The following is a 24,525-nucleotide window of genomic DNA, read 5'->3' on the forward strand; positions in this document are numbered from 1 at the left end:
CGAGCCCGCTACCACCCGTTTTGGGAGGTCAGACCCACCTCCGGTACCCTCTCCCACGGAGGATTCGCATAGTGGCCTAGTGCGCACGATTGGAAATCGTGTTGGGTGTGATAGCCCTCGCGGGTTCAAATCCCGCATCCTCCGCGCTCTGAACAGGCCAAACGCCCGGCACCCGTGATCTTGGGTGCCGGGCGTTCGTCGCTTGGGCAACCCTCGGGTCTCAGTTCGGGCTCACTCATCGGAGCGCCGGGTTCATACGAGGCCACAGCGAGCCTGTCCATGGGACGGCCCTGCCGCGGAGCCCACGCGTAACTGGATCAGCCGTACTGTTCGACAAGGAGAGCGCGGAGCTCAGCAAGGAGGGTGCGGAGCTCGGCGCGAGTGAGGCTGACGCTGGCACCGTTGTAGCTATTCTTGACAGTGGCTCTATCGCTGCTGAGACGTAGGTGATACGAATCACCACTGAACTGCCACTCGCGGTCGTGGTGGAGGTGGTGCTCGATCAGGTCGAGCTTGACATCGCTTGTGCCGATCTCGGTCTCGATAAAGTCGTTGAGAGGCTTCAAAGCAGGTGGAACGGACACCTCCAGCTCGTCGTCAACGATGGCGAAGTGAACCTGAGCTATCGCGTTGTCCATCACGGTTTCCGCCGTCCCGTTCTCCACTTGCCGCGCGGATATGCCGTTCGGATGTCACATAATCGGGGTTGAACCGCGCCGCGTTTGACATAGCCCTCGATCCTAACACCCTTGTATATCCCGCGGAATTTTCGGTTATCGGGATCATAGTGAGTGTCCTTCTCCCTCATTGCGTCGAGGAAGACGTGACGCACAGCTAGGAGAACCTCTGCGCGGGACCAGGCGTCAGGAAAAAACGTACTCGCCTTAGTGCTCGTTGACACCGTACGAGGCCCAGACCATTCGGCCTCGTAGACGCCATACCGGTCCGGTCCATTGAGCATGCGAACAATGCGCTGCATGCCCTGATCGACGCCACCTTCACGATGATGATAGCCGGAGTAACCGCCTGGATTAAAGTGGCCCTCAAAGATGTGTTGGATTAGACGCGGAGACAAACGGTCCAGGCTATTCCAACGTAGCCGTCTGCGAATTTCTTTGATACTGACGACCCAGTCCTGCAGGTCGTTGTGCGGGACCAGCGGGATGACCCGGACCGGGGCTGACGGCGCAGGTATCACGCCATGTAATACCAGACCCGAAGTTGCCGATGAGAAAGAATCGGTTGCGATTCGAGGGGATACCGAATTGACAGCATTCAAATTCGTCAATGGGCCAGGCATCATTTCTGCCGCAGCCAAGATTGCGGCGGCGGACTCGTTACCGACCGTGTGGAGTGTGGCAATTGCGCGACGATAGGTGTCGAGAGCCAGTGCTCGTTGATCGATATTGATCGACTCTGGTTCCGACCGATCAGATCCGGTGATCACTCCCGTGAATTCCGCCTGCTCCCGCAACGTCAGAGCAGGAACATCCGATTTGGTTGGTCCGGGCGATAACTCTTCTGTACGAGAGAAGGCGATTACTTCGCCCGCCTGACGTTGGGTCCAGGCAAGAGTTGATGCATAAGTGTCAAGTGCAACAGCGGCCGTCAGGTAGCAATCTGCCTGCGATATGAATCGCTTCGGCTGCCGCTCGAACCTAGCATGAAACGACTCGGCGGCCTCTCCAAACCAGATGCCCAAGTCTATCGAACGAAAGCCGTGGCCCATATCTTCACAGATGAGAGCCATCCGGTTGTAGTAGTCCGCATGCCGCCAGATCTCCTCCGGATCTCCAGGCACCAACTCTTCGACGGTTTTCGAACTCATGGCTCAATATCTCCGAACCGGCCGGCGGCATCTTCATCCCGCTCGCGATAAGTCCTGATCGTCTCCGCAAGGCGATAGCGAATAGATTCCGCCTCATCGGAAAGCATCGCCAACCCTCGCCTTTCTCTATCGGCGAAATCAGTGACCGCGCTATGTAGTCGCTCGTGTCCAACCGCCACGGCGCTGGGAACATCACGAAGCGGCTTGGCAAGTTCAGCAGCCAGCCGTTCCATACGGTCGTGCGCCGCACTCAGCGCACCAAGATCGACGCCGAACCCGTCCGACCCCACCGAGCCTCCAGTTCAAGAACTTCTCAGCGCTCGATACTTTACTGAACTTGACTATCCGATGGGGCAGGGCTGAGGCAAAGTCGGCTGTCGGTGGCTTGACCGGCTGATTTGTGCGGCGACACACCGAAGTTCCGGGGGTTGGGGTGCAGGCACGGCGGGACCGTTGATCATGAAGGTTCCTACGCCATCGTGACCTTCGGAGCCTGCGCCGTGCCTGCTGTGTCATCGTCTCCCATCACTGTCCTGTCGCGCCAGTTGGCCCCACTGGGCGAGGTGGCGCCGCCGGCGCGGGCCGGTTTGCTGGAGGTGTTGGAGTCGGTGCCGGACCCACGCAAGAAACGGGGTGTGCGGCATCGGTTCGCGGCGATCCTGTTCGTGTCGGTGTGCGCGGTAGTCTCTGGTGCCCGTTCGTTCGCTGCAATCGCCGAATGGGCCGCAGACGCGGTCGAGGACACGCTGAGCGGGATGGGGATCGGCGCGCCGGACGCGTCCACGATCCGGCGGGCGCTCTCGACGTTGTCCGGTGATGGGTTCGACATCGCGATCGGCGGTTTCCTGACCGGCCGCCTTGCTGCGGACAGAGCCACCGCGGCCACAGTCAAGGCCGACGCAGCGGGCGGGGCCGGGGCAGGCAGGCGGATGCGGCGTCACGCGATCGCGGTCGATGGCAAGGTGTTGCGCGGCTCGCGAACCAGCGGTGTCGACGCGGATAATCCGGCGCGGATGCTCATGGCCTGCCTGGACCACAACGCAGGAGTCACACTCGGCCAGGTCGAGATCAGCGAGAAGACCAACGAAATCCCCATGTTCTCCACCCTGCTCGACCAGATCGACGACCTCACCGACGTGGTCGTCACCGCAGATGCCCTCCACGCCCAGCGCGAACACGCCGAATACCTCCACCGCCGAGACGCGCACTACGTCCTCACCGTCAAGGGCAACCAGCAGAGTCTGCGTCGACAGTTGGCCGGCCAGCCGTGGAAAGACGTCCCGGTCGGACACCGCGAGACCGACACCAGCCACGGGCGCACGGTCACCCGCACCTACAAGGTCATCACCATCGCCGCCGGAATCCTCTTCCCGCACGCCGCCCAAGCCGTCCAGACCACCCGCACCCGCAAACCCAAAAGCAAGAACAAGCGCGGCTCCCGACGGACCCAGCGCGAGACCGTCTACGCCATCACCTCGCTGACCGCCGAGCAAGTCTCACCCGCCGAACTGGCCCGCTACATCCGCGGCCACTGGCACGTGGAGAACAAACTGCACTGGGTCCGCGACGTCACCATGGGCGAAGACGCCTCACAGATCACCACCGGCGCAGGACCCCGCATCATGGCCGGAATCCGCAACCTCGCCATCAGCCTGCTCCGCCTCGCCGGCCACACCAACATCGCCAAAGCACTACGCCACAACGCACGAAACCCGAAACTGGCCATCACACTCGTCCTGACCAGCTGAGATCACGACTTTGCCTCAGCCCTGTCCGATGGGGCAAGACTGGACGTTTCCTCCAAAGACCAAGGTCTTCGCACGTCGAAGCTCACGTTGAAGAAAACCTGATAATGGTAAGACCATGCATTCGCAAATAGATCACCTGAAAGGTGCGCCTCGTATCAGTTCTTTACACTTCGTTGCATTCGCGAGGACGCTGGCACGCGCGTATGCAAGACCGTGCCTACGAGTTGCATGACGCCGTCGAGGAGCACAGCCGGATACTGGAGGCTCTGCTCGGCAGAGCTCAGGTGCGAGACGCCCGACTACACGACGCCCGGCACACGGCTGCCACGATGCTGATAGTGCAACGGGCTTCGCAGAACCCTCGAAGTGAACTCAGTCGGGACATGCATGTAGCGCCTCGCGATCGAGGCGTCGACCACTCCAGCCCGGCAGCGGCATCTTGAGCACGAGGAGCACGGTCGCGACCGTGTGTCGGGCGTGAATCGTGTTGGGTGTGATAGCCCTCACGGGTTCAGATCCACATCTTCCGCGCTCTGAACAGACAAAACGCCCGGCCCCCGTGATCTTGGGTGTCGGGCGTTTCGTCATGTCATCCGCGATCGCGGCTTCACCGCCATACGAGTGCCGCGCGCTGGTCGGGATTGCGCGGGTAGCTCCGAACGTCGAGGCTGGGTCCCTCATGCGCCAGCTCTCGGCGGGCGACGACTCCGGCTTCCTTCGTGACGGCGCAGCTTCGCGCGCTCTGGCGGTGTGTGGGGGTGCGCCGGACCCTGGTGGTGCGCCCCCCTGCCCCACCCCCCGGTTACTCCTCCTCGGGGGCGGCGTGGTCCGCTTTGCCTGGGGTTGGGTCCCGGTTCAGGTCGATCAGCGGGTGCGGTTCCGCGCCGTCCGGAGCGGCGTGGCGGCCTTCCTTCGGTCGGTCTTCTTCCTGGTCAGGCATGACGTCCTCCTCGTTTCTCCCACGTCAGCCCAGGCAGTATCGCGCATCCTCCGATGTGGGTTGCGGGGTACCAGTGGGTCTTGAGTCCCCCTCTCGGGGCGTCGGGTATCGTTCCTCTCGGTAGCGTGTCCGAGCGGCCGAAGGAGCGCGCCTCGAAAGCGCGTGAGGGTTCACGCCCTCCGTGGGTTCAAATCCCACCGCTACCGCTCTGACTAGGTGAAACGTCGGATGAGTCGATCGTGACTCCTCCGACGTTTCGCGCTCCGTCTCAGTTTCAGTCTCAGTTAGCCTGCCAAGGCATCGCTTGCCGCCTGTGCTGTACGCCGCATCCTGGTAGCTACGGGCACCTTCAACCCTTCCGGTACTAACCAGTTCTGACGGCAGGGCCGGGCCGTCCCCGAAGCCGCAGCCCGATCATGCCGCTGATCTGCGTGAACGTTGCTCGACGTTTCTCGTCGACTCTCGCCGCTCCCCAACCTCTGACGGCCCGGAGACGACCTGATCTTGAAACCGGTTAGGCCACGAACCCAGCCAGCGACAAAAGCACGGTGCCAGCGCCGACGAGTCCCAGGCCGAACAGCTGCAACCGGATGGAGCCCAGGACCATGAACTTAGCCTTGGCCTCGATCTCAGCCGCCATCTGAGCCGCGTTCGAAGACGTCTTTTCGAAGACGTCTTGTCGATCGCCTCGCGCAACGCCATTGCCTCGCACGCCTGGTGGCTCCTGTCGTCGGCGGCTTCACGCCCGATGTTCTCGACCCGCCGGATCAGTAGCTCGACCTTGCGGTCCAGGTCGGCATCCGAGCGAATCGCAGGACCGGTGACCCTCATGCGTCCGGAGGCTGACGCCGCCGCAGCCACCGCTGCACCCACTCTCACAACAACGCCCGGTGACCTGCCGAAGATCCGACGAACGCGGAACCGGGCGCGAGCCAGCCAAGAAGCGATCCGCGGGTACAGCGGACCGTCACCATGCTCCTGCCAGGTCCCCTGGTAGGCGACGACGGCACAGGCACTGCCGACCAGGGACAAGACCGTCCCTGCCGCCGTGAGCAACGTCTGAACCATGCTCGCTACGTCGCCAGACAGGCCATCGACGTTCCGCTCCACACTCCCTCTGGCTCCCTCGTACAGGCCGTCACGTAGCCCTGGGTCGGCGGTGTCAGCGCGAGCGGCGCGGAAGCCGCCCGTCCCGCGATGGATGTAGGCGACGTCGCCAACGCGACGGGCACGGCGCGCCGCCACCGGCGCGCGCCTTGATCCCATGGAGCCAAGTTCTGCAGTCAGCGGCGATACAAACAAGACATGCAGATCGACATGGTGCGGTGTCCATGCACAGAGGACACCATGACTTATGCTCGGGCAAAATGATGGAGCGAGCACAAGGTAAGGACCAGTGACCGGGCGTCGACTACATGTATACGGCGACGAGGCGAAATTTCGCGACGCGCTGCGACGGAACATAAAGCGGAGCGATGAGTTGATCGAGCAACTAGATGCCGCACGCTCTATAATCGAATCGATTCCACCTAACACTGCAGGTCTGCACGTCTACCTGCTACAGCATAGCGTTTTGGAGGAATTCCAGCCAGCATTCGCAAGATGGACACGAAGCAATAGCTCCCTCTTGCGAAAATACCTTGGCAGCGCGACAACGTCTTATCTGCAGCAAGGATGGAGATATCCACGGGACGATGACGCTATCGCGATAGCGGATCAATACTTGCATCACATTCAATACTCGAAATCGGAGCTAGAGAGAGTTCTTAACAAGGTACCACCAGTTCGCTCCGTGGAACGAAAGACCAATGAGGATCGATTTATTGAACTGCGCAACTCAGCGCTCATTGAGGAGACAGTTCTCAATTCATATGTTCGGCGCATGTCGCGTCTGAACACGAAGGCTGGAATCAGCGACACTATTGGGGCGGCGAAAGAAATTGTAGAGGCGTGCGCGAGAGCAGCTCTTGAAGATATGGGGTCTAGCGCCGACGGTGCGGATTTTCTAGTTCTGGGAAAGCGACTAAGGAAGGAGATAAGCCAGCGAGCGCCGGCATCGCCGACTGCAAAATCGGCCCGCAGTCTCGAACTGATGCAACTTGGTTTCGTAAATATCGAGCAAGCCCTGGCAGAGCTGCGAAATGAACTGGGAGTAGGCCATGGACGCCGTCGAAATCCTACTGCACTTTCGACTCGGCACGCACAGCTTGCAATAGACATCGCAGATACCTACGTGCGATTTCTAGTTCTAACACTGCAGGAGCTGAAGGTAATCTAGCGTTAAAACAGAATACGTTGAATATCCAACGTTTCTACATAGATCAACGCGCGAGGAGTGCAGCCATCGTATCAATGATTTCGCCGACACCTGGCGCTTTCAATGAGAGTGCATCGAGACGGATTACAGCGAGCCGCTGTCCGAGTCGGTCACCGCTGCGATCAGGGCGCTATCACCGCCTGGGCCGCGTTGGCACCGCGACGTGCGCCGGGTTAAAACTTAACGTCTTAAGAACCTGTGGCCATGACATTCCTTCGCGATTCCGCGAGGTCGATCGACGCTCGCGTATTGGCGCGCTTCGGAGGTGGCAGCCTGCGGGTCCGACCTGCTCGCAGTGCCACCAAGGCTGCAGCGACTCGCCCAGCGGCGTTTGATTCATACGAAAGGGTATGTGGCCGGTGCAGCGTCACCAGTGGGACGAGCTACCTGAACCGGTTCGTGCGGCGGTGCGCGACCGGTGCGGCGATGTCCTTGAGGTGCGCCCTGTCGAGGACGGGCGCAACTCGAACTTCGCCGCAGCGCTGGAGCTTCCGTTCGGTGACCGGGCTTTCTGTAAGGGTGTGCGCGTCGACAGCAACGCGGCGGGGATGTTGCGAGTGGAGGCGCGCGTCGGGCCGTACTTACCCGTTCGCGTACCTCGGTTGCGGTGGGAGATCGAGGTCGCCGGGTGGCTGGTGCTCGCGTTCGACTACGTCCATGGGCGCCGTGCTGAGTTCTCGCCTGGCTCACCGGACATCCCGCTGGTGGTTGACGCGCTCACCGAGTGTGCTGTGCTGCTGACGCCGAGCCCGATCGAGTCGCTTCCCTCGTTGGGCGAGGTGATCGCCCGGGTCGAACCGTGGCGGAACCTGCGTGACGATCCACCGGTTGCCCTCGATCCTTGGACTCGCCACCACCTCTCCAGATTTGCCGGGCAGGAACCCGCCGCGGTCGAGCTGGCCTCGGGACGGACTCTCGCGCACACCGATGTTCATGAGTTGAACATCCTGATCGATCGGGAAGCGCGGCTGCTGGACTGGGCGTGGGCGAAACTGGCCGCACCGTGGGTGGATATGAGTCATCTCGTCATCCGGCTGATCGCAGCCGGCCATACACCGGAGCAGGCCGAGGCCTGTGTGGCCGGTAGCGCGGTGTGGCGCGACACGCCTCCGGGGTCGGTATCCGCGCTGGCGGTCCAGATATACGGCATGTGGGAATATCTACGGCACACCGACCCGCGACCGATCCGAGAAGGGCCGACGCTCGCGGCTCGTCAGTGGGCGAATTATCGAGTGGAGACACAGTCGAGGGTTCCGTATCCGTAATTCCCTCGACGGGGTTGCTGACGTCTCCGCAACCTTTCTCGTCGACACGCGGGTACGGCGTGCTCGGGATCGTTAAAATCACCGTCCTGGACGCAACTCTTCATCCCCCGGAGACGGAAAGCAAGGTTTTGCGTGCGCGCTCGCGTGCACTATGGCACTCACCAACCGGCCTGATGCGGAACCTGCGATACGAGCACAACGGAAGTCAGGCAGGTCGTGGACCCGCATGACGAACCTGCCTGACTTCCGCCAGCTCCTCAAGTATCAATTGAACACGGTTCAAGAGAGATGGGTTCATGTCGGAAGACAGCACCAACAACACGACCGATCCCGCGCAATCCGACGACGACAGCGGATGGGGCGCACCGCTGTGGGATGACTCCTGGGAGGGACAGACCGGCCAGTTCGGTGATGCACATTTGTGCGTGGCCACCAAAACATGGGGGGACGGCACGGTAGACGTCCTCGTCGCGCACGACCCGCATGACGACGAGGGCACGGGGACCACTGCCTATGCGCATCGCCACGGACACAACGTGACACCGTTGACGGTTCACGGACCGGCGACCGAGGTGGTCAAGACCGTCACGCAGGTATGGGGACCGCCCCAGACGACGGACACAACGGTGCACGAGTCCTGAAACAAGGGTTCCGCGTCTGCGATCTGTCAACGACGGCCGCATTCGACACGCTCAGCCATCTTGTCGATGCAGATGCGGCGTTGCTCGTGACGTCAAACTTTACCCACCCCGGAGCCAGCCGAAAGACACCGATTCCGGGAAGCGGGAAAGCAAGGTTCTGTGTGCACGTACGCGTGCGCTACGGCATTTCACCGTTCGCCTTAAGACTCAGATGTGAGCTGCGGCGGACGTCAATCTTCCAGGAGGCTGCGTCAGCCAGGGACTTTGAGCATGGGGGCCAACTCCTGGCGCAGGTCGGCGACCGCGCGGTGGGTGTGCCACCGGCTGAGGGTGCGGGAGAGCTCACGCAGGTCGAGCCGGATGGTCGCGGAGTCGACCCGCGCCGCGTCGTCCAGCACCTCGCGGGCGGCGACGCAGGCCTGGTCGATCTCACCGCTCTGGGCGTGCGCGAGCGCGCGGCGGACGCCGAACCGGGCACGCGACCGGCACGCGGACACGGGAAAATCGGCCAACTGCTGGTCGAGCAACTCGGCGGCGTCGCCGGGACGGCCAAGCTCGTAGAGCGCCCACGCACGCGTCAACGCCACCTCGTCCGGGGCGGTCGAGGAACCCAGGACGGGCCCGCTGGTCTGCTGAGGGATGGCGAGCAGGGCGGCCGCCCGGTCGAGCGCCTCCTGGTAACCGCGCAGGTCACCGGCGAGCGCGTGCCCCTGGGCCTCACAACGCGCGGCAAGGCCCAGGATCCGTGGGCTGGCGCCCTGGTCCTGCTGCGCGCGCTGAGCCAAGTCGACGGTCTGACGGGCGTCGTGCCGGTACAAGGCGATCTCCGCGTGCCGGAACAACGCGAAGCTCGCCATGTGCGGGTCCCGGCCGGCGGTGAGCTTCACGGCCTGATCGGTCCAGTGCGACGCGCCGGACTCCTGGCCGGCCTCCTGGCACATCCACCCGGCGAACTCGGCAACCCGGCCGGCGAGCAGAAGCAGGTCAGAACGCATCGGCTCCGGGTTGTCGACGGCGAGGCTACGCAGGGTGTGCACCTGCGCGATGACCTGAGCTAACACCACGGACGGGCTGGTCATCCGGCCGAGAGCACGGTACTGGTCGAACGAGGACCGCAGGACGCCGAGAATGTCGTCGTCCACGACCGGTCGGGCGGTACGGGCGACGGCGAACCCCAGCAGGGCGCCGGCGCCAGTAAGGACCTGACGACGAGGAAGCTCGGTGAACCGCAACGAGCCGTCCTCCAATTCCAGCACCCACACCTCGTCTGGCGAGGTCACCGCAGTGTCGGCCAAAGGGGTGCCGGTCGACTCCGGTGGGAGCGCGGCAGCCAGAACCCCGTCAGTGCCGAGCGCGCGGTCGCAGAGCTTGGCGAACATGGGATGCGGCCGCTTGTACCCGTTCTCGATCTTGCTGACCTGACCCTTGCTGTAGTTGATGCGGCGGGACAGCTCCCCCAGCGAGATACCGGCATCGAGCCGGCACTTCCGTAGCAATGCGCCAAAACTGTCGACCATCAGCGTCTCCTGCCGTGAGTCAGGATGAGGAAGTGTCTTTATGGGTTACGGTGGATATCCGTTCCCGGGCTCTGATTGTGATCATCGAGTCGGTCGTTCGAGTTTTCAGGTGCGTCTGACTTTGGCAGCGTCGGTTTAGGTAATGTCCCGTTTGGCTCAAATGGTATGGGGGGATCGTCTTCCTGTTCTGGCTTGTGCGGGCTGTTCGAACGAAGGAACATCCGTAGGATGTCCAACGCAACCTGTCGCCGTCGAGGATCATGGGTGACGAGGGCAACGAGGACAAGCAGCACAATCAGGGCGACAATCACCTGAATGGCTAGCGTGGGACCTTCTAGTGACGGCATCATGGCGTTCCGGTCCTTCGACGGAGAGATTGGTGCTCTTCGTCACCTTGTTGGGCGCAGCCGATACGTACATGTTCCGCGCGACCGCAAGATCATCATTTGTGTTCACACCAACTCCGGGGCGTGCGGCTCCACTTGAATACCGAAACTTGACGCCTCCTCCGGTGCACACAGGTCAATCGTCGTTTTGTCGAACGCCAAGATGAATATTTTCATCCCCTGATTAGAAGCATAGTTAAATTCTTTTGCGGTCCAGAAAGTCTTTCCATACATTGCCGACTGCACAGCAAGGAGAGACGTCGCACTCAAGAGAGCGGCTGCGACCGCTTCATGCCTGTCGGTGCCGTAGCGGCGATGATGCAAGTCGTCTATATATGGATCGACAAGCGGTGAATATAATGCATCGAAATGACGACGGGCGCGAACTGTAAGCATCTTCAAAATTCGCTTGGGTTGCCTGGAAAGCAGGTCCTCGATATCCTGAAGAACGGCCATGTCGTTATCGCAGCGCGCGTAGCTTACGAACACGGTCATAGCACCATCTCCGACAGGGCGGGCGGCCGCATAAGGCCTGGCTGCGAGCCGGCGTCGGTCATGAAGCGCCTCCAGGAAGCGATTCCCATCGCACCTGCCACGCCAAGACGTCGCCGCCGCAACCCTCAACGAACGCCCGGGTAACCTCCCAGCTTGGCCGCTTCCGCCCGCTAGCGGCTCTCGACAGGGCCGACGGGCATACATGCGCCCTCGCTGATAGACCGCGATAGGTCAGACCGGCGCGTTGCTTCAGCGCACGAAGCTCCTGTGCGAATCTGGCGATCGAGCCGGTGCCATCGATCGCCTTCTCAGGCCGGGACATAGCCCGTCCTTCGCGGTCCAACCGCCTGCTTGACAACCGCCAACCAGCAGGTTAAGGAGAATGACGTAGATCGTTGCTGGCCTAACATAAGGCACCGACCCTTCCGACTCGACTCCGGACGAAGCTCGTGATCCTTTGGTAGCCAGCGCATCCAGGTGAGCGTTTGGCGCCGCCCATCAGGGCCCTTCGTCACTGGCTGCGACCATCATCCAGCCAAGTCGGATACCCGCCAAGGGCGTCGGCCTCATCGGCAACAAACCAGCCAGCGGGCCGGCCCCGCTCGTCGTCTCAGATGATCATGAGCGACGGACGCCGCGCGATCGTCCCGCCGATCTTTGAGCACCTGCCTACCCACTGGGCGAGCGCTACATGTTTCCCGTTTCCGCGAGCAAGAGGAAACGGGAAACACCTAGCTCAGACCGGGGAATCCAGGCATCCTTGTCGGCGATGGCCACCGACGCCATCACTCCCGAAGCACCGCCCAACTCCGGACGAAGCATCGGGATCCAGGTCCCCTTGTTGGCGCAAGGGGACCGCCTTTATGCCAGAACACTGACTTGACACTGACACACTGGCGCGACATGTTCCATGCGGGCCGCGGATAGTCCATCTGCCAGGTGAGAACGGTCACCCATGGGCTCGCGGTAGCGGCCGGTCGGGTCTCGAACTGTGGGGGTCTCGGCGCCGTGAACCGGCTGGCCCACAGCGAGCTGGACATCTCGATCAGCGCGCCGGCCCTGCTCCCGCTGGCCGATCGCATGCTGGTTGCCGTAGCTTTCGGCGTGGATCAGGAGGCCGGTGTGCTGCCGTGGGATCCGGCCACTCGGCAACCAGTAGCCGGACTGTTCAACCGACACGGATCCGTCTTCGGCGACCTTATCCGTATCGGCCTAGCGAACCACGCGGTCATCACCCTGCCGTACTCGGACTGCGCTGTTCGGATCGCCAGCGCACCGGTACCGACGGTACGGTTCCTGTAGCCGCGACTGGGTAGTCTCTGACTCGAGCGTTGCTCGATCATCGATCTTCAAGTTCAGGATCGGCTATCGACAGCCGGAATGACCTGACAACCGCACAGAGGTCGTTAAGTTCCAACTAGCTTGAGACCTTCATGGTCAGCGAAATCTTTGAAGTCCTTGACATTCAGGGTGGCCAAGGGCAGGTCGTAGTACAGGCAGCACGCGCCTACCCACATGTCATTCTGCGGGCGGGGTCGGCCACGCCGACGAGCGTGCGCGGCAATGGCACCCCAGGTGCGAGCGATGTCCTGGATCTCGTCGTTGTACGGCAGGACCAGAACGTTGCTCAGCCAGGCGTCCAGGCGGCGACGGTAGGCAAGGCCCCACTGGCGATTGACGGACCACTTGGTCAGCTCCGCCAGCGTGACGAACGTGATGCACAGCTGGTTGTGAAGGATGGCCTCAACGATGGCGGGTGGTAGGGTCGCGGCGCTTGAACGCGTTGGACGTGACGTCGGTGTCCAGGACGACGAAGCTCACGGGCTACCCGAGGTCGGCGCGGCGAGCGGCGTAGGTGTCGCGGAGGAACTCGTCCAGCTCCTCGTCGGTGTCGAACACGTCGCATGCGAGGTCATCCATCGACTGGATCGGCCGTATGCCCTTGCGGCGCGCCAGCTCGTCGAGAGACACCCGGCCGGACGGACGGGCAGGCATGTGGTCCGCGTGGTCGCTGCTCGTGGTCATCAACACCTCCTCGTCCCCAGTGTCGCACGGCGGCGGGTAGGCGTCATCCTGCCTGGTCGGACGGCTCCTGCGGGCCGCTGGCCGTAGTCTCAGTTCTAGTCTCATTCACCCGCGTTCAAGGTCGTACGGGTGATCACCAGTAGGCGACTGACCAGCCAAAACACCTCTGACGACACGCGCTGAACGGCCGGTCACAGACCTCGAAAGCGCGTGAAGGTTCACGCCTTCCGTGGGTTCAAATCCCACCGCTACCGCTCGGCGATGGGCGACGTGTGTCCGCGGAGAGCGCGGACCATGTCGCCTCGCCACTTCTTTGGGGGTGCAACCCCCAAACCCCGCCCGACGGGGCTTCGCCCCCCGGACCCCCCTCCTGTGGCCGGGTTCCTTGCTACGGCCAGGTTCGTCCGGTGGTCAGTTCGTTCCGTCGCCAGGTTCCTTTCTGTGATCGGGTTTCTTCCTGCGGTCGGACTCCATCCTGTCGTCGGGTTCCTTCCTGTGGCCGGGTTCCTTCCTGTCGTCGGGGTCCTTCCTGTCGTCGGGGTCCTTCCTGCGGCCGGGGTCCTTTCCGTGATCAGGGTCCTTCCTGTCGTTGGGCTACTTCCCGTCGCTGGGTTCCTTCGTGCGGTTGGGTTCGGCGTCTCTGTGGGGGCATTTCGTGTGGTTGGCTTGTTGTGTGGGGCATCTTCGTGGGGGTTGGCTTGTTGGGGGGTGGGGGATCTTGTTTTGTTGATGTTGGTTTCGGCTGGATGGTGGGGGGTTTGGTTCCTTTCGGGGTGCTTCTTGTGGTGGGGTTGTTGGGGGTGGGGTTGGGCTTGATCGTTGTTGGGGTGGGGTTGGGAAATTTTTGGAATGTACCTGAATGGACCTTGTTTGGGCTTGTTGGGGAGCATTTATTCTGTTAGTGGCCGCCTGCCGTGCCGGCGAAACCGGCAGGCGGTCGCATGTCGTCTGATTGGAGGAATGGGGATTCATGTTCAGGAACTTCATCGCCTGGCTGGACTCCTACATCTCGGGGAAAGAACCGGCGGTGGTGTTGCGGGTGGCTGTCGTTCTGATGGCAGTTGTCGGGGTTGTTGGGGTTCTGTTCGATGATCCGGGCATTCAGGTGTCGGCAATTGTCGGGGTGGCCGTGCTCGGGGTTTCCGGGTTGAGCATCCTGCTTGCCGATCGGTATCGGTTGCAGGTTGGGCATGACACCCATCGGCAGTTGCTGGCTCGCTACTGCGACTTCGTCATCGACAACAAGATGGTGCCGCTCGTCTCCATCGAGACGTGGCATCAGAAGGTGTACGTGCAGGCCAATGGGGACGTGCGCGAGGTCGCCATGATCAAGGCCGTCGCGTTGCGGGACGAGGTGCACTTTCTGCGGTTCCACCTTGGCAGCGACTGGGACCAGCCCGAGGAACACCGGCGCAACGTCACCATTCGCGCTCGGGGGGTGGGGGTCGACGGGATCATCGGTCCACAGTGGAATGTCACCAACACCTGGTTGTCGGATGCCAAGCTGAAGTCGATCGTGCACTTCCGGTCACCGGTTCGTCGCGGTGAGGAAGTGCGGCTGGAAATGGTGCGGATCTGGCCTGCCAAATGCCAGCCGATGATGCGGCATGGCGTTCCGGAGGACTTCTTCGTGCGTACTACCGAGCTTCTTCGGATTCGCCAGTTCGAGTACCAGGTCATCCTGCCCCTTGGCTTCGATGTCGCCCATAAGCCCATTGGATTCACCGAACCGGACGAACACACCAGCATCGACCTCTACACCGACACCGAGGGCCGCCGGGTCGTCGTCTGCCGGGCCTCGCGGCTGCCGACGCGTCATTCGGTGGGAATGCGGCTGGAATTGGTGTAGTCCGCCCGAGACGAACTACACCGACCAAGCGCGACTCAGTCGTCGCCCTCGCTGCCACCCATTCCACTTCTCCTATATCGGGCCGCATTCATTGCGGCGACTGCCGGAGAAGTTATTTGAGAAAGATCAAAAGTCGCAAGCTAGGTCACTCTTTTGGGCATTTGACAGCGCCGAATGGCCGTTGCGGCACGACGACCGACCGTCACGCGGGTAGCGCACCGATCGCCGTGTCGCCGTCCAACCTCAGCACCCGACCGCCGGCCGTGCCCAGGTCCCGCAGGGTCTCGAACGCCTCGGGATCGGTCAGGTCGACCGGGATCTCCTCGCTGTCGGCGCCACGCAGGTCCTCCAGCGCCAGCCTCGCCTCGTGACCAGCGCGGACGGTCGCCGCCAGTCCGCCCGTCGACGCCAGCGAGCCCCGCGCCGCGCCCAGTCTGCCCAGTGCCTCGTCCACCGCCGCCAGCAACGGCCCCCGGTTGCCCTCGCACATCGCCAGCACCAGCTCGGGCCGGGTCCCCATCACCCGGGTGCCGTCGGCGAACGAGCCCGCCGCAAGCGACAGCGCCAGTGAGCCGCCCTCCGCGCCAGTTGCCGCCAGCACCGCGGCCAGCAGGTGCGGCAGGTGCGAGATCCGTGCCACCGCCGCGTCATGCTCCCGCGCCGTGGTCGGGACCACCTGCGCGCCGCAGTCAAGTGCCAGCTCGACCGCCGCGCGCCACGCGTCCGCCGGCGTGTCCTCCTCCGTCGTGACCACCCATGCCGCGCCGTCGAACAGGTCCGCCGCGCCTGCCTCCCACCCGGACACGGACCTGCCCGCCATGGGGTGGCCGCCCGCGAACCGGGCGCCGGGCAGCCGGTGCTCGACCGCCGCCAGCACCGGTTCCTTCACGCTCACGACATCGGTGAGCAGGCACGACGGCGCGTGCTCCGCCACCAGCCGCAGCACCTCGTCGACGGCGGGCAACGGCACGGCCACCACGATCAGCGCGTCCTCGCGTGCGGCCCGGGCCAGCGCCGCGGCCACCGTCGGCTCGACGCGTGGGTCGGCCACCTGGACGTCCGCCGCGCCGAACACGTCCCGGCCAGCACGGGCCGCCGCACGCAGCACCGAACCGCCGATCAGCCCGAGCCCGATCACACACACTGGTCGCTGCACGGGGACATCTTTCACCGCAGCGCGTCCAACGCGAACGCGGCGTACAGGGCTACGCCATGTGCGAACGCGGACTCGTCGAAGTGCACGCGATTCGAGTGGTTCGGCGCCGCCTCCTCCGGGGTGACGCCGGGCGGGCACGCGCCAAGGAACGCCATTGCGCCCGGCACCTGCTGCAGCACGTACGAGAAGTCCTCGGCCGCCATCAGCGGCTCGGGCATCAGCGCGCTGTTCTTCTGCCCCAGCACCGCGCTCGCCAGGTCGAGCACCCGCGGCGCGACCGACGCGTCGTTGTTCGTGGGCGGGTAGCCGGTGTCGATCCGGAACGCGCTCGTGCACCCGTATGCCGCCGCGACGTGCTCGCACACCTTCGGGATCTCCGACTGGACGAGCGCGCGGCTGCGGTCGGACAGCGTCCGCACAGTCCCCTGCAGCTCCGCGGTCTCCGGGATGATGTTGGACGTCGTGCCGGCGGTGATCCGGCCGACCGTCAGCACCGCGGGGTCGAACACGCTGAACCGCCGCGTGATCATCGTCTGCAGCGCGCCGACGATCGCCGCCGCGGCCGGCACCGGGTCGACCGCGCGGTCGGGCATCGCGCCGTGGCCGCCCTTTCCGGTGATGGTCACGGTCCACGCGTCGGCGCTCGCCATCATCGGGCCCGGGCGGCACATCACGACGCCGGACTGCGCGGTCGACGTGATGTGCAGGGCGAACGCCTGCTCCGCCGGCCGGCCGGCGGCCCCGAGGACGCCCTCGTCCAGCATGTACCGCGCGCCGTGGTCGCCCTCCTCCCCGGGTTGGAACATGAAGATGACCCTGCCGGTGAGCGCCGCCTTCCGGGTCTGGAGCAGACGGGCCGCGGAGACGAGCATTGCCGTGTGGGTGTCGTGGCCGCAGGCGTGCATCCGGCCGTCCTCCTCCGAGGAGAACGCGAGGCCGGAGTCCTCCTTCAGTGGCAACGCGTCCATGTCGCCGCGCAGCAGGACTGTCGGGCCCGGCTGGTCGCCGTTGAGCACCGCGATCACCGACGTGCACGACTCACCGATACTGACGTGCAGGCCGAGGCCGTCGAGAGCGTGCCGCACCGCCGCCTGCGTCTTCGGGAGGTCGAGGCCCAGTTCGGGGTGCTTGTGCAGCTGCCGGCGCAGCGACACCGTTCGTGGCTGGAGCGCGCGAGCGGCGTCGAGCAGGCCGGTGAACCGGGGGTCGTCGACCAGCGATGCGGTTGTCATCCGTCGATGATCGCACCTATCCGACCCTGCGTGAGGGTTTATCACGGGGGGTAGCGCCGGTACGCAACACTCCGGCACCTGCTTCTTCCTGCGGGGGAAGGAGAGGAATACCGTGTCCACATGTCAGAGCAGGACCCGGTAGGGGGCTTCGCGGTCGCGGTCGTGCGCGAAGAAGGCAAGTGGCGGTGCACCGCCATGGCGGGCGACGCTCTGCGCGAGCTGGACGCGGCGATCACCGAGCTGCGCAAGATCAGGTCCACCGGCGCCGTCTTCGGGCTCCTGGACGTCGACGACCAGTTCTTTCTCGTGCTGCGGCCGGGACCGGGTGGCGTGCAGCTGTTCGTGTCCGACGCGGCCGCGGCACTGGACTACGACGTCGCCGCGGACGCGCTCGACCTGCTGCGCGTGGACCCGCCCTCCGAGGACGACGACGAGGTGTGGCCGGAGGGCACGCTGGACATCCTCGCCGACCTCGGGCTGCCGGCACCGGAGATGCAGGTGATCGCGGGCGAGGTGGACCTGTACCCGGACGAGCAGTTGCAGATCATCGCCCGGCGGTGCGGGTTCGCGGACGAGTTCGCGCGGCTGCTGGACAGTCTGGACAGCATTGCGCAGTGACGCCGAGCTGATGCGGTCGGCTCTTGCCGTGGCCGCCGAGGCCGGTTCCGACGTGCCGGTCGGTGCGCTCGTGGTGGCGCCGTCCGGTGAGGTGTTGGCGTCGGCCTGCAACGCGCGGGAGGCGTCGGGGGATCCGACGGCGCACGCTGAGGTGCTGGCGTTGCGGGCCGCCGCCGCGCGGTTCGGGGACGGGTGGCGGCTGGGCGGATGCACGCTGGTCGTGACGGTCGAGCCGTGCACGATGTGTGCGGGGGCGTTGGTGTTGGCGCGCGTGGCGCGCGTGGTGTTCGGGGCGTGGGAACCGCGGACGGGTGCGGTCGGGTCGTTGTGGGACGTGGTGCGGGACAGGCGGTTGACGCACCGGCCCGAGGTGGTCGGGGGCGTGCTGGAGGCCGAGTGCGCGGCGCTGTTGAACGCGTTCTTCGCGACGCACCGACCGGATTAGCACTTCGCACGTCCCAAGCGCCGCCGCTCGCGATGCCCTGACCTGCGGAAACGAAATTTCGCCGAAATCGCCCCGAAGTGGAGACTAGGCAGCCCCCACCCGATCCCGGGGGCACCCCGCTTGCCAGTCTACCGGGAGGGGGTGACGGGGCGGGGGTTGTGGATCTTGACTGTGGATAACCGGGGCGGTTGTGGACAGATTTTGGTGACTATCAGTAGGCGCTCTTGGGCATCAGCCACCACAGGATGAGGTAGGCGACGAACTGGGGGCCCGGTAGCAGGCAGGAGAGGACGAACACCAGTCGTACCCGGCTGGTGCGCCAGCCGTAGCGGTCGGCTATGCCGGCGCAGACGCCGGCGATCATCTTCTTGCTCTGGGGCCTGGTCAACGTGGTCATACCTTCACCATCCAGGGTCCGTGCACATGCGGCATCGTTGGTAACCCTGGGATTACCCCTTAGACGCGACCCCTAAAGGCGCTCCGCCACGTCCGGGTAGGTCACGGGCAGGCCATCCGTGTCGACGACGATGTTCGCGTCGCGGTGGGCGTCCTTGTAGTTGATGACGGCGCCCTGGTCGGTGATCTCCACCGTCCGGTAGGTCTGGCGGACGCGTGTGACGGTCAGGTCCGGGGTCGAGATGTAGAGGACCGAGAGTTCCGCCTCGCCCGGTTTGCGATGTAAGCCCAGGCGGCGGATGGGTAACGCCGTGAACGTCACCGAGCCCGCCACGTCCACGTCGGTGGCGCCGTCGAACTCGCTGCGTTCCACGCCATCGCCGCGGTCGATCAGCCAGATGCCGTCCTCCGTGCGGCGGACGGAGACCTGCCGTTCCGTGTCCGCGGCCGTGGTGCGCAGCAGGCCGCGGCCCACATCACCCGATCGGGCGGCGGAGAAGTCGAAGGAGGCGCTGTACGGCGCCTCCGAGGCGACCACGATCCGCCCGGACGCGCGTAGCCGGCCATCACGTACGAACAGGCGTACCTGTTCCAGGCTGGTCCTGGCGGTGCCCTGCCAGGTCACGACGATCGGTTTGCGCGAGCCGGGCGGCGTCATCGTCACCTGTCGCCCGGGTCGCTCGGCTTGTTCGGGATGGCGTGCTGGATCTTGTCCACGACCTTGTCCACCTGCTCGTCATGGCCGAACCGCTTCTTCGCGAGGTCGCCAGCCTTCTCGACGCTCTCCTCGATCCTCTCGCCGTGCTTCTCGACCAGTTCCGCGGCCTTGTTCTTCAAGCCATCGAAGTCGATGCCCACGCCAGCACTCCCTTCACGCACCTCGTGTCAACCTACTACGCCATGAGCGGTGGCCTCCCCGGCGAATCGGGAAGGCCACCGCTCATGGACGACGATACGGCTGGTTGATCAGACGCGCCTGCGGTGACGCAGGAACAGCAGCGAGCCGACGCCCGCGGCCAGCAGCACGACGCCGATCACGACCGGGACGAAGATCGACGCGCCGGTCTCCGCCAGGTTGCCGGAGGTGTTCTTCGGCTGCGGGGCGGGAGCGGCCGACGAGGTGGTCGTCGGGGTCGTCGGCGCGGTCTCCGACGTGGTCGTGGTGGTCGTGGTGGTCGTGGTCGTCGGCGGGGCCGCCTCGGTCCACTTGCCGCCGGCCTGCGCGACGATCTCGCTCTTCTCCGCCTTCGCCACGATCAGCGACTGGGTCGGCTTCTGCGCGTAGTTCTCGCTCACGAACAGGCGACCCGTGTCGACACCCGCGGTGGCGGTCAGCTCGAACGTGCCGTTGCCCTCCGCGAGGTCCTTCGGGACGTCGAGGAACAGCTGGGTGCCGTCCTTGATGTCGCCGGCCGACAGCTCGGTGCCGTTCGCGTCAGTGATCTTGACGCCCTCGGGCAGCTTCGTGGTCAGCTTGTCGATCTGCCCCGTGGTGCTGACGGTGAACGGGCCGATCCGCTCGCCCGCGGTACCGGAGGCGTCGGTCGGGGAGATCGCGAGCGCCGGCGTGGGCTGGTCGCCGATGCCGACATTGTCCTTGCCGGTCAGGTACTTGTAGAGCGCGACCACGTCGGCCTTGGCGTCCTGCGGACCCTTCGGCAGCGGGTTGCCCTCGTTCAGGTTCCTGCCGTCGCTGTAGTGCCACACGGCGGCCTGCGTGGCCGCGATGGCTTCCTTGTCGCTGAGGCCGTTGGTCAGCTTGACGCCCTGCTCGGTCAGCTTCTTGCCGAGCGCGTCGGTGCCGACGACCGGGAACCCGTTGTGCAGGATCCAGTTGATGTTGGCGCGGTTGGTGTGGAACGGCGAGCCCTTGATCGGGTACCGGTCCCACGGCACCTCGGTCATGCCGTGCTTCGTGTCGATGCGCTGGTCGATCTGGACGCAGTACATCTGGAGCCTGGTGCCGTCCTCGAGCTTGATGCTGATCAGGCTCGTGCTCATGTCGTCGTAGTTGGCACCGACGTTGACGTGCAGTCCGTTGGTGTACCCGTCCGGGTCGACGCTGCCCTTCACCGGCTCGGCGCCGGCGGGGATGGCCGCCGACAACATCACTGCGATTGAGGCACCCGCGACAGCCGCCCCGGCGCGGGCGAGCTTGAACCGTCTGGCCATGACTCTCCTTTTCGTCCGAACGACGAACTGTCCCGGCTTCTCACCGATCTGAGTGAGTGGGGAAGTCGATCAGGCGATGCGGCACTTTACTCAGCGCAGTAATTCATCAATTACTGGGGGTACCGAAACCACATGGGTGTCACCCAATAGCGATCTTGTGTGATGGACCGTTCTGCCGGGAAATTGCCCGCCGGCGATGAGTTCCGGCTATCGTCCTGGCTGTGACCGGATGGCAGTCGGGTGGTGGCGACCAGGGCGGCTGGAACCCGAACCAGTCGTTCGGTCCCGAGGCGCAGACCAACAGGTACAACGACCCGTACGCGAACCAGCAGGACCCGTACAACTACGGCTCGGATCCCTACCCAGGCCTCCAGGACCAGTACCCCCACGGCACCGACCCCTACGCGGGCGCCTACGGGCAGTACCAGCAGCCTCCGCACCAGCAGCCGCAGTACCCGCCGACGGGTGGTTTTCCCACGCAGGGCTACGGCCCGCCGCCACAGCCGCCCAAGCGCTCCAAGCTGCCGATGATCCTCAGCCTCGTCGCGATCGTGATCATCGTCGGCGCGGTCGTGGCGATCGTCCTCGTCAACCGGGGCGGCAGCCAGCCGGCCGCGCAGGACGGCGACAAGAGCAGCTCGTCACCGGCCCCGAGCAAGGACCCCTCGTCGTCGGGGAAGAAGCCCACCACGTCGACCAGCGGCGGCGGGGACCACGGTGACTGGATCGCCATCGACAACACCGCGGACTCCACGCTGAGCTACCAGGTCCCGCCGGACTGGCAGCGGTCGGACGCCTCGATCGACGGCAAGGGCATCAAGTTCACCGGTGTCGGCGCCTACGGGATCTACGACTGCGAGGGCGGCAACTACACCCGCACGTTCGCGGCCAGCGGCGACGTGCAGGGCAAGAACGGCAAGGACCTCGACCTCGCCACGACGGTGGAGGACTTCGCCGAGGCGTTCGCCACCGTCGGCTACGGCGACGGCGTGAAGGTGGACGTCCCGAAGCCGACCGAGGTCAAGATCGGCGACAGGACCGGCATGATGCTGACCGCCAAGGTCACGGTCACCGCCACCAAGCCCAACTGCCAGGCCACCGAGGCCGAGGTCGGGATCGTCGGCGTGCCGGTGCAGGCCAAGGGACAGCCGAAGGGCGTGGCCATGCTCGTGGTGGTCAACGACCTGAAGGGCGGCCCGCCCGACCCGAAGACCCTGGACACCTCGGTCACGCAGGACATCCTCGGCACCGTCAAGGCCGGCTGACCGCCGGCCCGAAGCCGGTGGTCAGCTGTGGGACCAGCGGGTGACGACGTCGTCCAGGACGGCGAGCGGGAGTGGGCCGTTGCCGAGGACCTGGTCGTGGAACGCGCGGATGTCGAACTCGTCACCCCGAGCCTGCTCCGCCGCGCGCCGCATGCGCTGGATCTCCAGGCGGCCGACCATGTACGACAGCGCCTGCCCCGGGTAGGCGATGTACCGGTCGACCTCGTTCTGGATGTCCAGGCCGGCCATCGGGGTGTTCTCGCGCAGGTAGGCGATGGCCTGCTCGCGGCTCCAGCCCTTCGCGTGCATGCCCGTGTCCACGACGAGCCGGCCGGCACGCATCGAGTCCATCGCCAACATGCCGAGGCGGTACACGTCGCTCGTGTACAGGCCCATCTCGTCGGCGAGGCGCTCGGTGTACAGGCCCCAGCCCTCGGCATAGGCGTTCGGGTTCACCACGCGGCGCAGCATCGGCAGGTGGGTCAGCTCCTGCGCGATCGTGATCTGGAAGTGGTGGCCCGGCACGGCCTCGTGGAACGCCGTCACCTCGGAGACGAACTTGTCGCGCTCCTCGACCTTGTGCGTGTTCGCGAAGTAGATGCCCGGCCGGGTGCCGTCCATCGACGGCCACACGTAGAACGCCTGCGGGGCGCCGGGTGCGTCGGTCGCGGGCACCGGCTCGATCTTGCACTGCTGCGAGGCGAGCAGGCCGAACCAGCCGGGTGCGGCGGCCTCGGCCCTGACCACGGCGTCGCGGGCGGTGGCGAGCAGTTCCTCCTCGTCGCGCCAGCGCATGGCCGGGTCGCTGGTCATGCGGGCGAAGATCTCGGTCCGGTCCGAGGTGCCGAACACCCGGGCGCCGAGCGTCGCGTACTCGTCGGTCAGCGCCGCGATGATGTCCAGGCCCGTCCGGTGCAGCTCGTCCGGCGTGCGGTCGGTGGTCGTGTGCACGCGGGCGAGCCGGCGGTACAGGTCCTCGCCGTCCGGCAGCCAGCACACGCCGACCCGGTCGTCCGGCCGCCCGGCCGGGACCAGCTCGTCGGCCAGGACCTGGCGGTAGGCGGCGAACGCCGGGCGCACCACCGACGCCAGCACCTCCTCGCGGCGGGCGGCGAACTCCGGCGGGACCTCCTGGCGGGCCAGCGGATCCGTCTTGGGCGCGGCGAGGTAGCGGTCGAGGTGCGCGACGGCCTTCTCGACCAGGCTCGCGACCGGCACCCGGCCGGCGGCCACGCCGGCTCGGTGGCGGTCGGCGACCACGGACAGGTACGCGGGTATCGCACGCAGCCGGGCCAGGTAGTCGTCCTGGCTCTCCGGCGTGGGCAGCGCCAGCATCGGCAGCGTCATGATCAGGTCGGCGGCCGGCGCGACGAACAGGTCGCTGACCGTGAACTCGATCTGCCGGGAGTCGAGCCAGTCGGCCATCTCACCGGCGTGGTGGATGATCATGGCCCGGGTGACCACGTCGTCCGTGGTCAGGCCGGCCGGGTCGACACCGGTCGCTCGGGCCGCGAGGTCCTGGACGCGGGTCCGCAGCTCAGCCTCGGCGGCCGGCGACGGGTCGGCCAGCGTCCTGCCGTACCCCGGGATGCCCAGGATCGTCGCGTACAGCGGGTTGGACTCGAAGTACAGCTGGACAAGCTCGTCGGCGAGTGGCAGCACGTTCGTCACACCCGCCACGCTACCTGGGCGAATTCTGCTGGTACTCACGCCACTTGCGCAGCAGGTCGGGGATCTGCTCACGGAGGAACTCGAAGAACCGCCGGCTCGTGTCCAGCCGCCAGCCGGCCTTCGTCTCGGGGCCGACCGCGGCCACGCCCTCGGCCATGGCCTGTGCCCACTGCTCCATCTGCTTGTCGCGGTTGGCGTAGGCCTCGTACCACATGTCGTCGGTGACCTCGTAGTGGTCGCGGCGCTCGCCGGGGTCGCGGCGCCGGACGATCAGCTCGACCTGGATGAGGTACCGCACCGCGCCCGAGACCGCTGCCGGGCTCACCTTGAGGGTGTCCGCTATCTCACTCGCGGTCAGCTTTCCCTCCTCGGTCACGAGCAACGCGGAGAACACCCGCGCGGGCATCCTCGCCAGGCCCGCGTCCGCCAGGAGCAGTGCGAACCGCTCCACGAACCGCTCCACGTCGCCGGGCCGGCCGCCTTGGTTGCTCGTCACGTTCCGCATCCTCTCCTCCGCGCGTGTGACTCCCGTCAGATTTATATGCTTTCTTAACTTCAC

At 65.1% G+C, this 24,525-nt stretch carries 27 protein-coding genes and 2 tRNA genes; 11 read left to right on the forward strand and 18 right to left on the reverse strand.

Annotated elements, in window-relative coordinates; translation table 11 throughout:
• Positions 1 to 57 precede the first annotated feature (57 nt).
• Positions 58 to 144 (forward strand) — tRNA-Ser (locus tag VET29_RS27645).
• 173 nt (positions 145 to 317) lie between these two features.
• Here VET29_RS27645 and VET29_RS27650 read toward each other — a convergent pair.
• Genes VET29_RS27650 through VET29_RS27660 form a run of 3 tightly spaced genes read right to left on the reverse strand, consistent with a single transcriptional unit; the run spans position 318 to position 2,118 of the window.
• Entirely contained in the window at positions 318 to 638 is a 321-nt protein-coding gene (locus tag VET29_RS27650; protein WP_324925671.1) for a hypothetical protein, read from the reverse strand.
• Positions 638 to 1,828, reverse strand: coding sequence for an EndoU domain-containing protein (locus tag VET29_RS27655; protein WP_324925672.1), 1,191 nt, complete (start codon positions 1,826 to 1,828; stop codon positions 638 to 640). Before VET29_RS27655 ends, VET29_RS27650 begins: the two co-directional genes overlap by 1 nt.
• Entirely contained in the window at positions 1,825 to 2,118 is a 294-nt protein-coding gene (locus VET29_RS27660) for a hypothetical protein (protein WP_324925674.1), read from the reverse strand. Before VET29_RS27660 ends, VET29_RS27655 begins: the two co-directional genes overlap by 4 nt.
• A gap of 189 nt (positions 2,119 to 2,307) precedes the next feature.
• Between VET29_RS27660 and VET29_RS27665 the strand changes: the two genes are divergently transcribed.
• Positions 2,308 to 3,576 (forward strand): ISAs1 family transposase, encoded by a 1,269-nt coding sequence (locus tag VET29_RS27665; protein WP_324925677.1) that lies wholly within the window; start codon positions 2,308 to 2,310, stop codon positions 3,574 to 3,576.
• Between the two features lie 802 nt (positions 3,577 to 4,378).
• Here VET29_RS27665 and VET29_RS27670 read toward each other — a convergent pair.
• The gene (locus VET29_RS27670; RefSeq protein ID WP_324925679.1) at positions 4,379 to 4,516 is read right to left on the reverse strand and encodes a hypothetical protein; all 138 of its coding nucleotides are present in this window, start codon (positions 4,514 to 4,516) and stop codon (positions 4,379 to 4,381) included.
• A gap of 119 nt (positions 4,517 to 4,635) precedes the next feature.
• On the opposite strand from VET29_RS27670, the gene VET29_RS27675 reads away from it, so the two are divergent.
• Positions 4,636 to 4,722: transfer RNA gene (locus tag VET29_RS27675), tRNA-Ser, on the forward strand.
• A gap of 308 nt (positions 4,723 to 5,030) precedes the next feature.
• On the opposite strand, the gene VET29_RS27680 is transcribed toward VET29_RS27675, so the two are convergent.
• A complete protein-coding gene (locus tag VET29_RS27680; protein WP_324925681.1) occupies positions 5,031 to 5,156 on the reverse strand; it encodes a hypothetical protein in 126 nt (41 codons plus the stop codon).
• 1,152 nt (positions 5,157 to 6,308) lie between these two features.
• Here VET29_RS27680 and VET29_RS27685 point away from each other — a divergent pair.
• The 3 genes from VET29_RS27685 (at position 6,309) to VET29_RS27695 (ending at position 8,739) form a co-directional block, all read left to right on the forward strand.
• Positions 6,309 to 6,794 carry an abortive infection family protein gene (locus tag VET29_RS27685; RefSeq protein WP_324925683.1) on the forward strand — a complete coding sequence of 162 codons (486 nt, stop codon included), beginning with the start codon at positions 6,309 to 6,311 and terminating at the stop codon, positions 6,792 to 6,794.
• 398 nt (positions 6,795 to 7,192) lie between these two features.
• The gene (locus tag VET29_RS27690; protein WP_324925685.1) at positions 7,193 to 8,098 is read left to right on the forward strand and encodes a phosphotransferase; all 906 of its coding nucleotides are present in this window, start codon (positions 7,193 to 7,195) and stop codon (positions 8,096 to 8,098) included.
• Positions 8,099 to 8,394: 296 nt separating this feature from the next.
• Positions 8,395 to 8,739 (forward strand): hypothetical protein, encoded by a 345-nt coding sequence (locus VET29_RS27695; RefSeq protein WP_324925687.1) that lies wholly within the window; start codon positions 8,395 to 8,397, stop codon positions 8,737 to 8,739.
• Between the two features lie 251 nt (positions 8,740 to 8,990).
• Here the strand turns inward: VET29_RS27695 and VET29_RS27700 are convergent, their stop codons facing one another.
• The 3 genes from VET29_RS27700 to VET29_RS44160 all read right to left on the reverse strand — a co-directional run bounded on the left by VET29_RS27700 (position 8,991) and on the right by VET29_RS44160 (position 11,459).
• Complete coding sequence (locus VET29_RS27700; RefSeq protein ID WP_324925689.1) at positions 8,991 to 10,256, reverse strand: helix-turn-helix transcriptional regulator; 1,266 nt, start codon at positions 10,254 to 10,256, stop codon at positions 8,991 to 8,993.
• Between the two features lie 452 nt (positions 10,257 to 10,708).
• Positions 10,709 to 11,137, reverse strand: coding sequence for a hypothetical protein (locus VET29_RS27705; protein WP_324925691.1), 429 nt, complete (start codon positions 11,135 to 11,137; stop codon positions 10,709 to 10,711).
• A 58-nt stretch (positions 11,138 to 11,195) separates the two neighbouring features.
• A complete protein-coding gene (locus VET29_RS44160) occupies positions 11,196 to 11,459 on the reverse strand; it encodes a helix-turn-helix domain-containing protein (RefSeq protein WP_414636625.1) in 264 nt (87 codons plus the stop codon).
• A gap of 686 nt (positions 11,460 to 12,145) precedes the next feature.
• On the opposite strand from VET29_RS44160, the gene VET29_RS27710 reads away from it, so the two are divergent.
• Positions 12,146 to 12,439: a hypothetical protein gene (locus VET29_RS27710; RefSeq protein WP_324925693.1), complete on the forward strand. Its 294-nt coding sequence runs from the start codon at positions 12,146 to 12,148 to the stop codon at positions 12,437 to 12,439.
• A gap of 104 nt (positions 12,440 to 12,543) precedes the next feature.
• Here VET29_RS27710 and VET29_RS27715 read toward each other — a convergent pair whose 3' ends face one another.
• Complete coding sequence (locus VET29_RS27715) at positions 12,544 to 12,888, reverse strand: PIN domain-containing protein (RefSeq protein ID WP_324925851.1); 345 nt, start codon at positions 12,886 to 12,888, stop codon at positions 12,544 to 12,546.
• Positions 12,889 to 12,961: 73 nt separating this feature from the next.
• Positions 12,962 to 13,162 (reverse strand): hypothetical protein, encoded by a 201-nt coding sequence (locus VET29_RS27720; protein ID WP_324925695.1) that lies wholly within the window; start codon positions 13,160 to 13,162, stop codon positions 12,962 to 12,964.
• A gap of 970 nt (positions 13,163 to 14,132) precedes the next feature.
• Here VET29_RS27720 and VET29_RS27725 point away from each other — a divergent pair.
• The gene (locus VET29_RS27725; RefSeq protein ID WP_324925697.1) at positions 14,133 to 15,011 is read left to right on the forward strand and encodes a hypothetical protein; all 879 of its coding nucleotides are present in this window, start codon (positions 14,133 to 14,135) and stop codon (positions 15,009 to 15,011) included.
• Positions 15,012 to 15,213: 202 nt separating this feature from the next.
• Here VET29_RS27725 and VET29_RS27730 read toward each other — a convergent pair whose 3' ends face one another.
• Positions 15,214 to 16,167, reverse strand: a complete 954-nt coding sequence (locus VET29_RS27730; RefSeq protein WP_324925698.1) for a prephenate dehydrogenase — start codon at positions 16,165 to 16,167, stop codon at positions 15,214 to 15,216.
• An 11-nt stretch (positions 16,168 to 16,178) separates the two neighbouring features.
• On the reverse strand, positions 16,179 to 17,399 hold the full coding sequence (locus VET29_RS27735) for a M20 family metallopeptidase (RefSeq protein ID WP_324925700.1): 1,221 nt from the start codon (positions 17,397 to 17,399) through the stop codon (positions 16,179 to 16,181).
• A gap of 120 nt (positions 17,400 to 17,519) precedes the next feature.
• On the opposite strand from VET29_RS27735, the gene VET29_RS27740 reads away from it, so the two are divergent.
• On the forward strand, positions 17,520 to 18,017 hold the full coding sequence (locus VET29_RS27740; protein ID WP_324925702.1) for a tRNA adenosine deaminase-associated protein: 498 nt from the start codon (positions 17,520 to 17,522) through the stop codon (positions 18,015 to 18,017).
• A gap of 10 nt (positions 18,018 to 18,027) precedes the next feature.
• Positions 18,028 to 18,462 carry a nucleoside deaminase gene (locus VET29_RS27745; RefSeq protein ID WP_324925854.1) on the forward strand — a complete coding sequence of 145 codons (435 nt, stop codon included), beginning with the start codon at positions 18,028 to 18,030 and terminating at the stop codon, positions 18,460 to 18,462.
• A gap of 211 nt (positions 18,463 to 18,673) precedes the next feature.
• Here the strand turns inward: VET29_RS27745 and VET29_RS27750 are convergent, their stop codons facing one another.
• The 4 genes from VET29_RS27750 to VET29_RS27765 form a co-directional block, all read right to left on the reverse strand.
• A complete protein-coding gene (locus VET29_RS27750; protein ID WP_324925704.1) occupies positions 18,674 to 18,859 on the reverse strand; it encodes a PspC domain-containing protein in 186 nt (61 codons plus the stop codon).
• Between the two features lie 72 nt (positions 18,860 to 18,931).
• Positions 18,932 to 19,516, reverse strand: coding sequence for a putative glycolipid-binding domain-containing protein (locus VET29_RS27755; RefSeq protein ID WP_324925706.1), 585 nt, complete (start codon positions 19,514 to 19,516; stop codon positions 18,932 to 18,934).
• A gap of 2 nt (positions 19,517 to 19,518) precedes the next feature.
• A complete protein-coding gene (locus VET29_RS27760) occupies positions 19,519 to 19,716 on the reverse strand; it encodes an antitoxin (protein ID WP_324925708.1) in 198 nt (65 codons plus the stop codon).
• Positions 19,717 to 19,824: 108 nt separating this feature from the next.
• A complete protein-coding gene (locus VET29_RS27765) occupies positions 19,825 to 21,030 on the reverse strand; it encodes a thioester domain-containing protein (protein ID WP_324925710.1) in 1,206 nt (401 codons plus the stop codon).
• A 221-nt stretch (positions 21,031 to 21,251) separates the two neighbouring features.
• On the opposite strand from VET29_RS27765, the gene VET29_RS27770 reads away from it, so the two are divergent.
• Positions 21,252 to 22,295, forward strand: a complete 1,044-nt coding sequence (locus VET29_RS27770; protein ID WP_324925712.1) for a hypothetical protein — start codon at positions 21,252 to 21,254, stop codon at positions 22,293 to 22,295.
• A gap of 21 nt (positions 22,296 to 22,316) precedes the next feature.
• Here VET29_RS27770 and VET29_RS27775 read toward each other — a convergent pair whose 3' ends face one another.
• Positions 22,317 to 23,966: a DUF885 domain-containing protein gene (locus VET29_RS27775; RefSeq protein ID WP_324925714.1), complete on the reverse strand. Its 1,650-nt coding sequence runs from the start codon at positions 23,964 to 23,966 to the stop codon at positions 22,317 to 22,319.
• 10 nt (positions 23,967 to 23,976) lie between these two features.
• The gene (locus VET29_RS27780) at positions 23,977 to 24,471 is read right to left on the reverse strand and encodes a GbsR/MarR family transcriptional regulator (protein ID WP_414636626.1); all 495 of its coding nucleotides are present in this window, start codon (positions 24,469 to 24,471) and stop codon (positions 23,977 to 23,979) included.
• Between the last annotated feature and the right edge of the window lie 54 nt (positions 24,472 to 24,525).

It is taken from the genome of Actinophytocola sp. (assembly GCF_035634895.1).
Classification (GTDB): domain Bacteria; phylum Actinomycetota; class Actinomycetes; order Mycobacteriales; family Pseudonocardiaceae; genus Actinophytocola.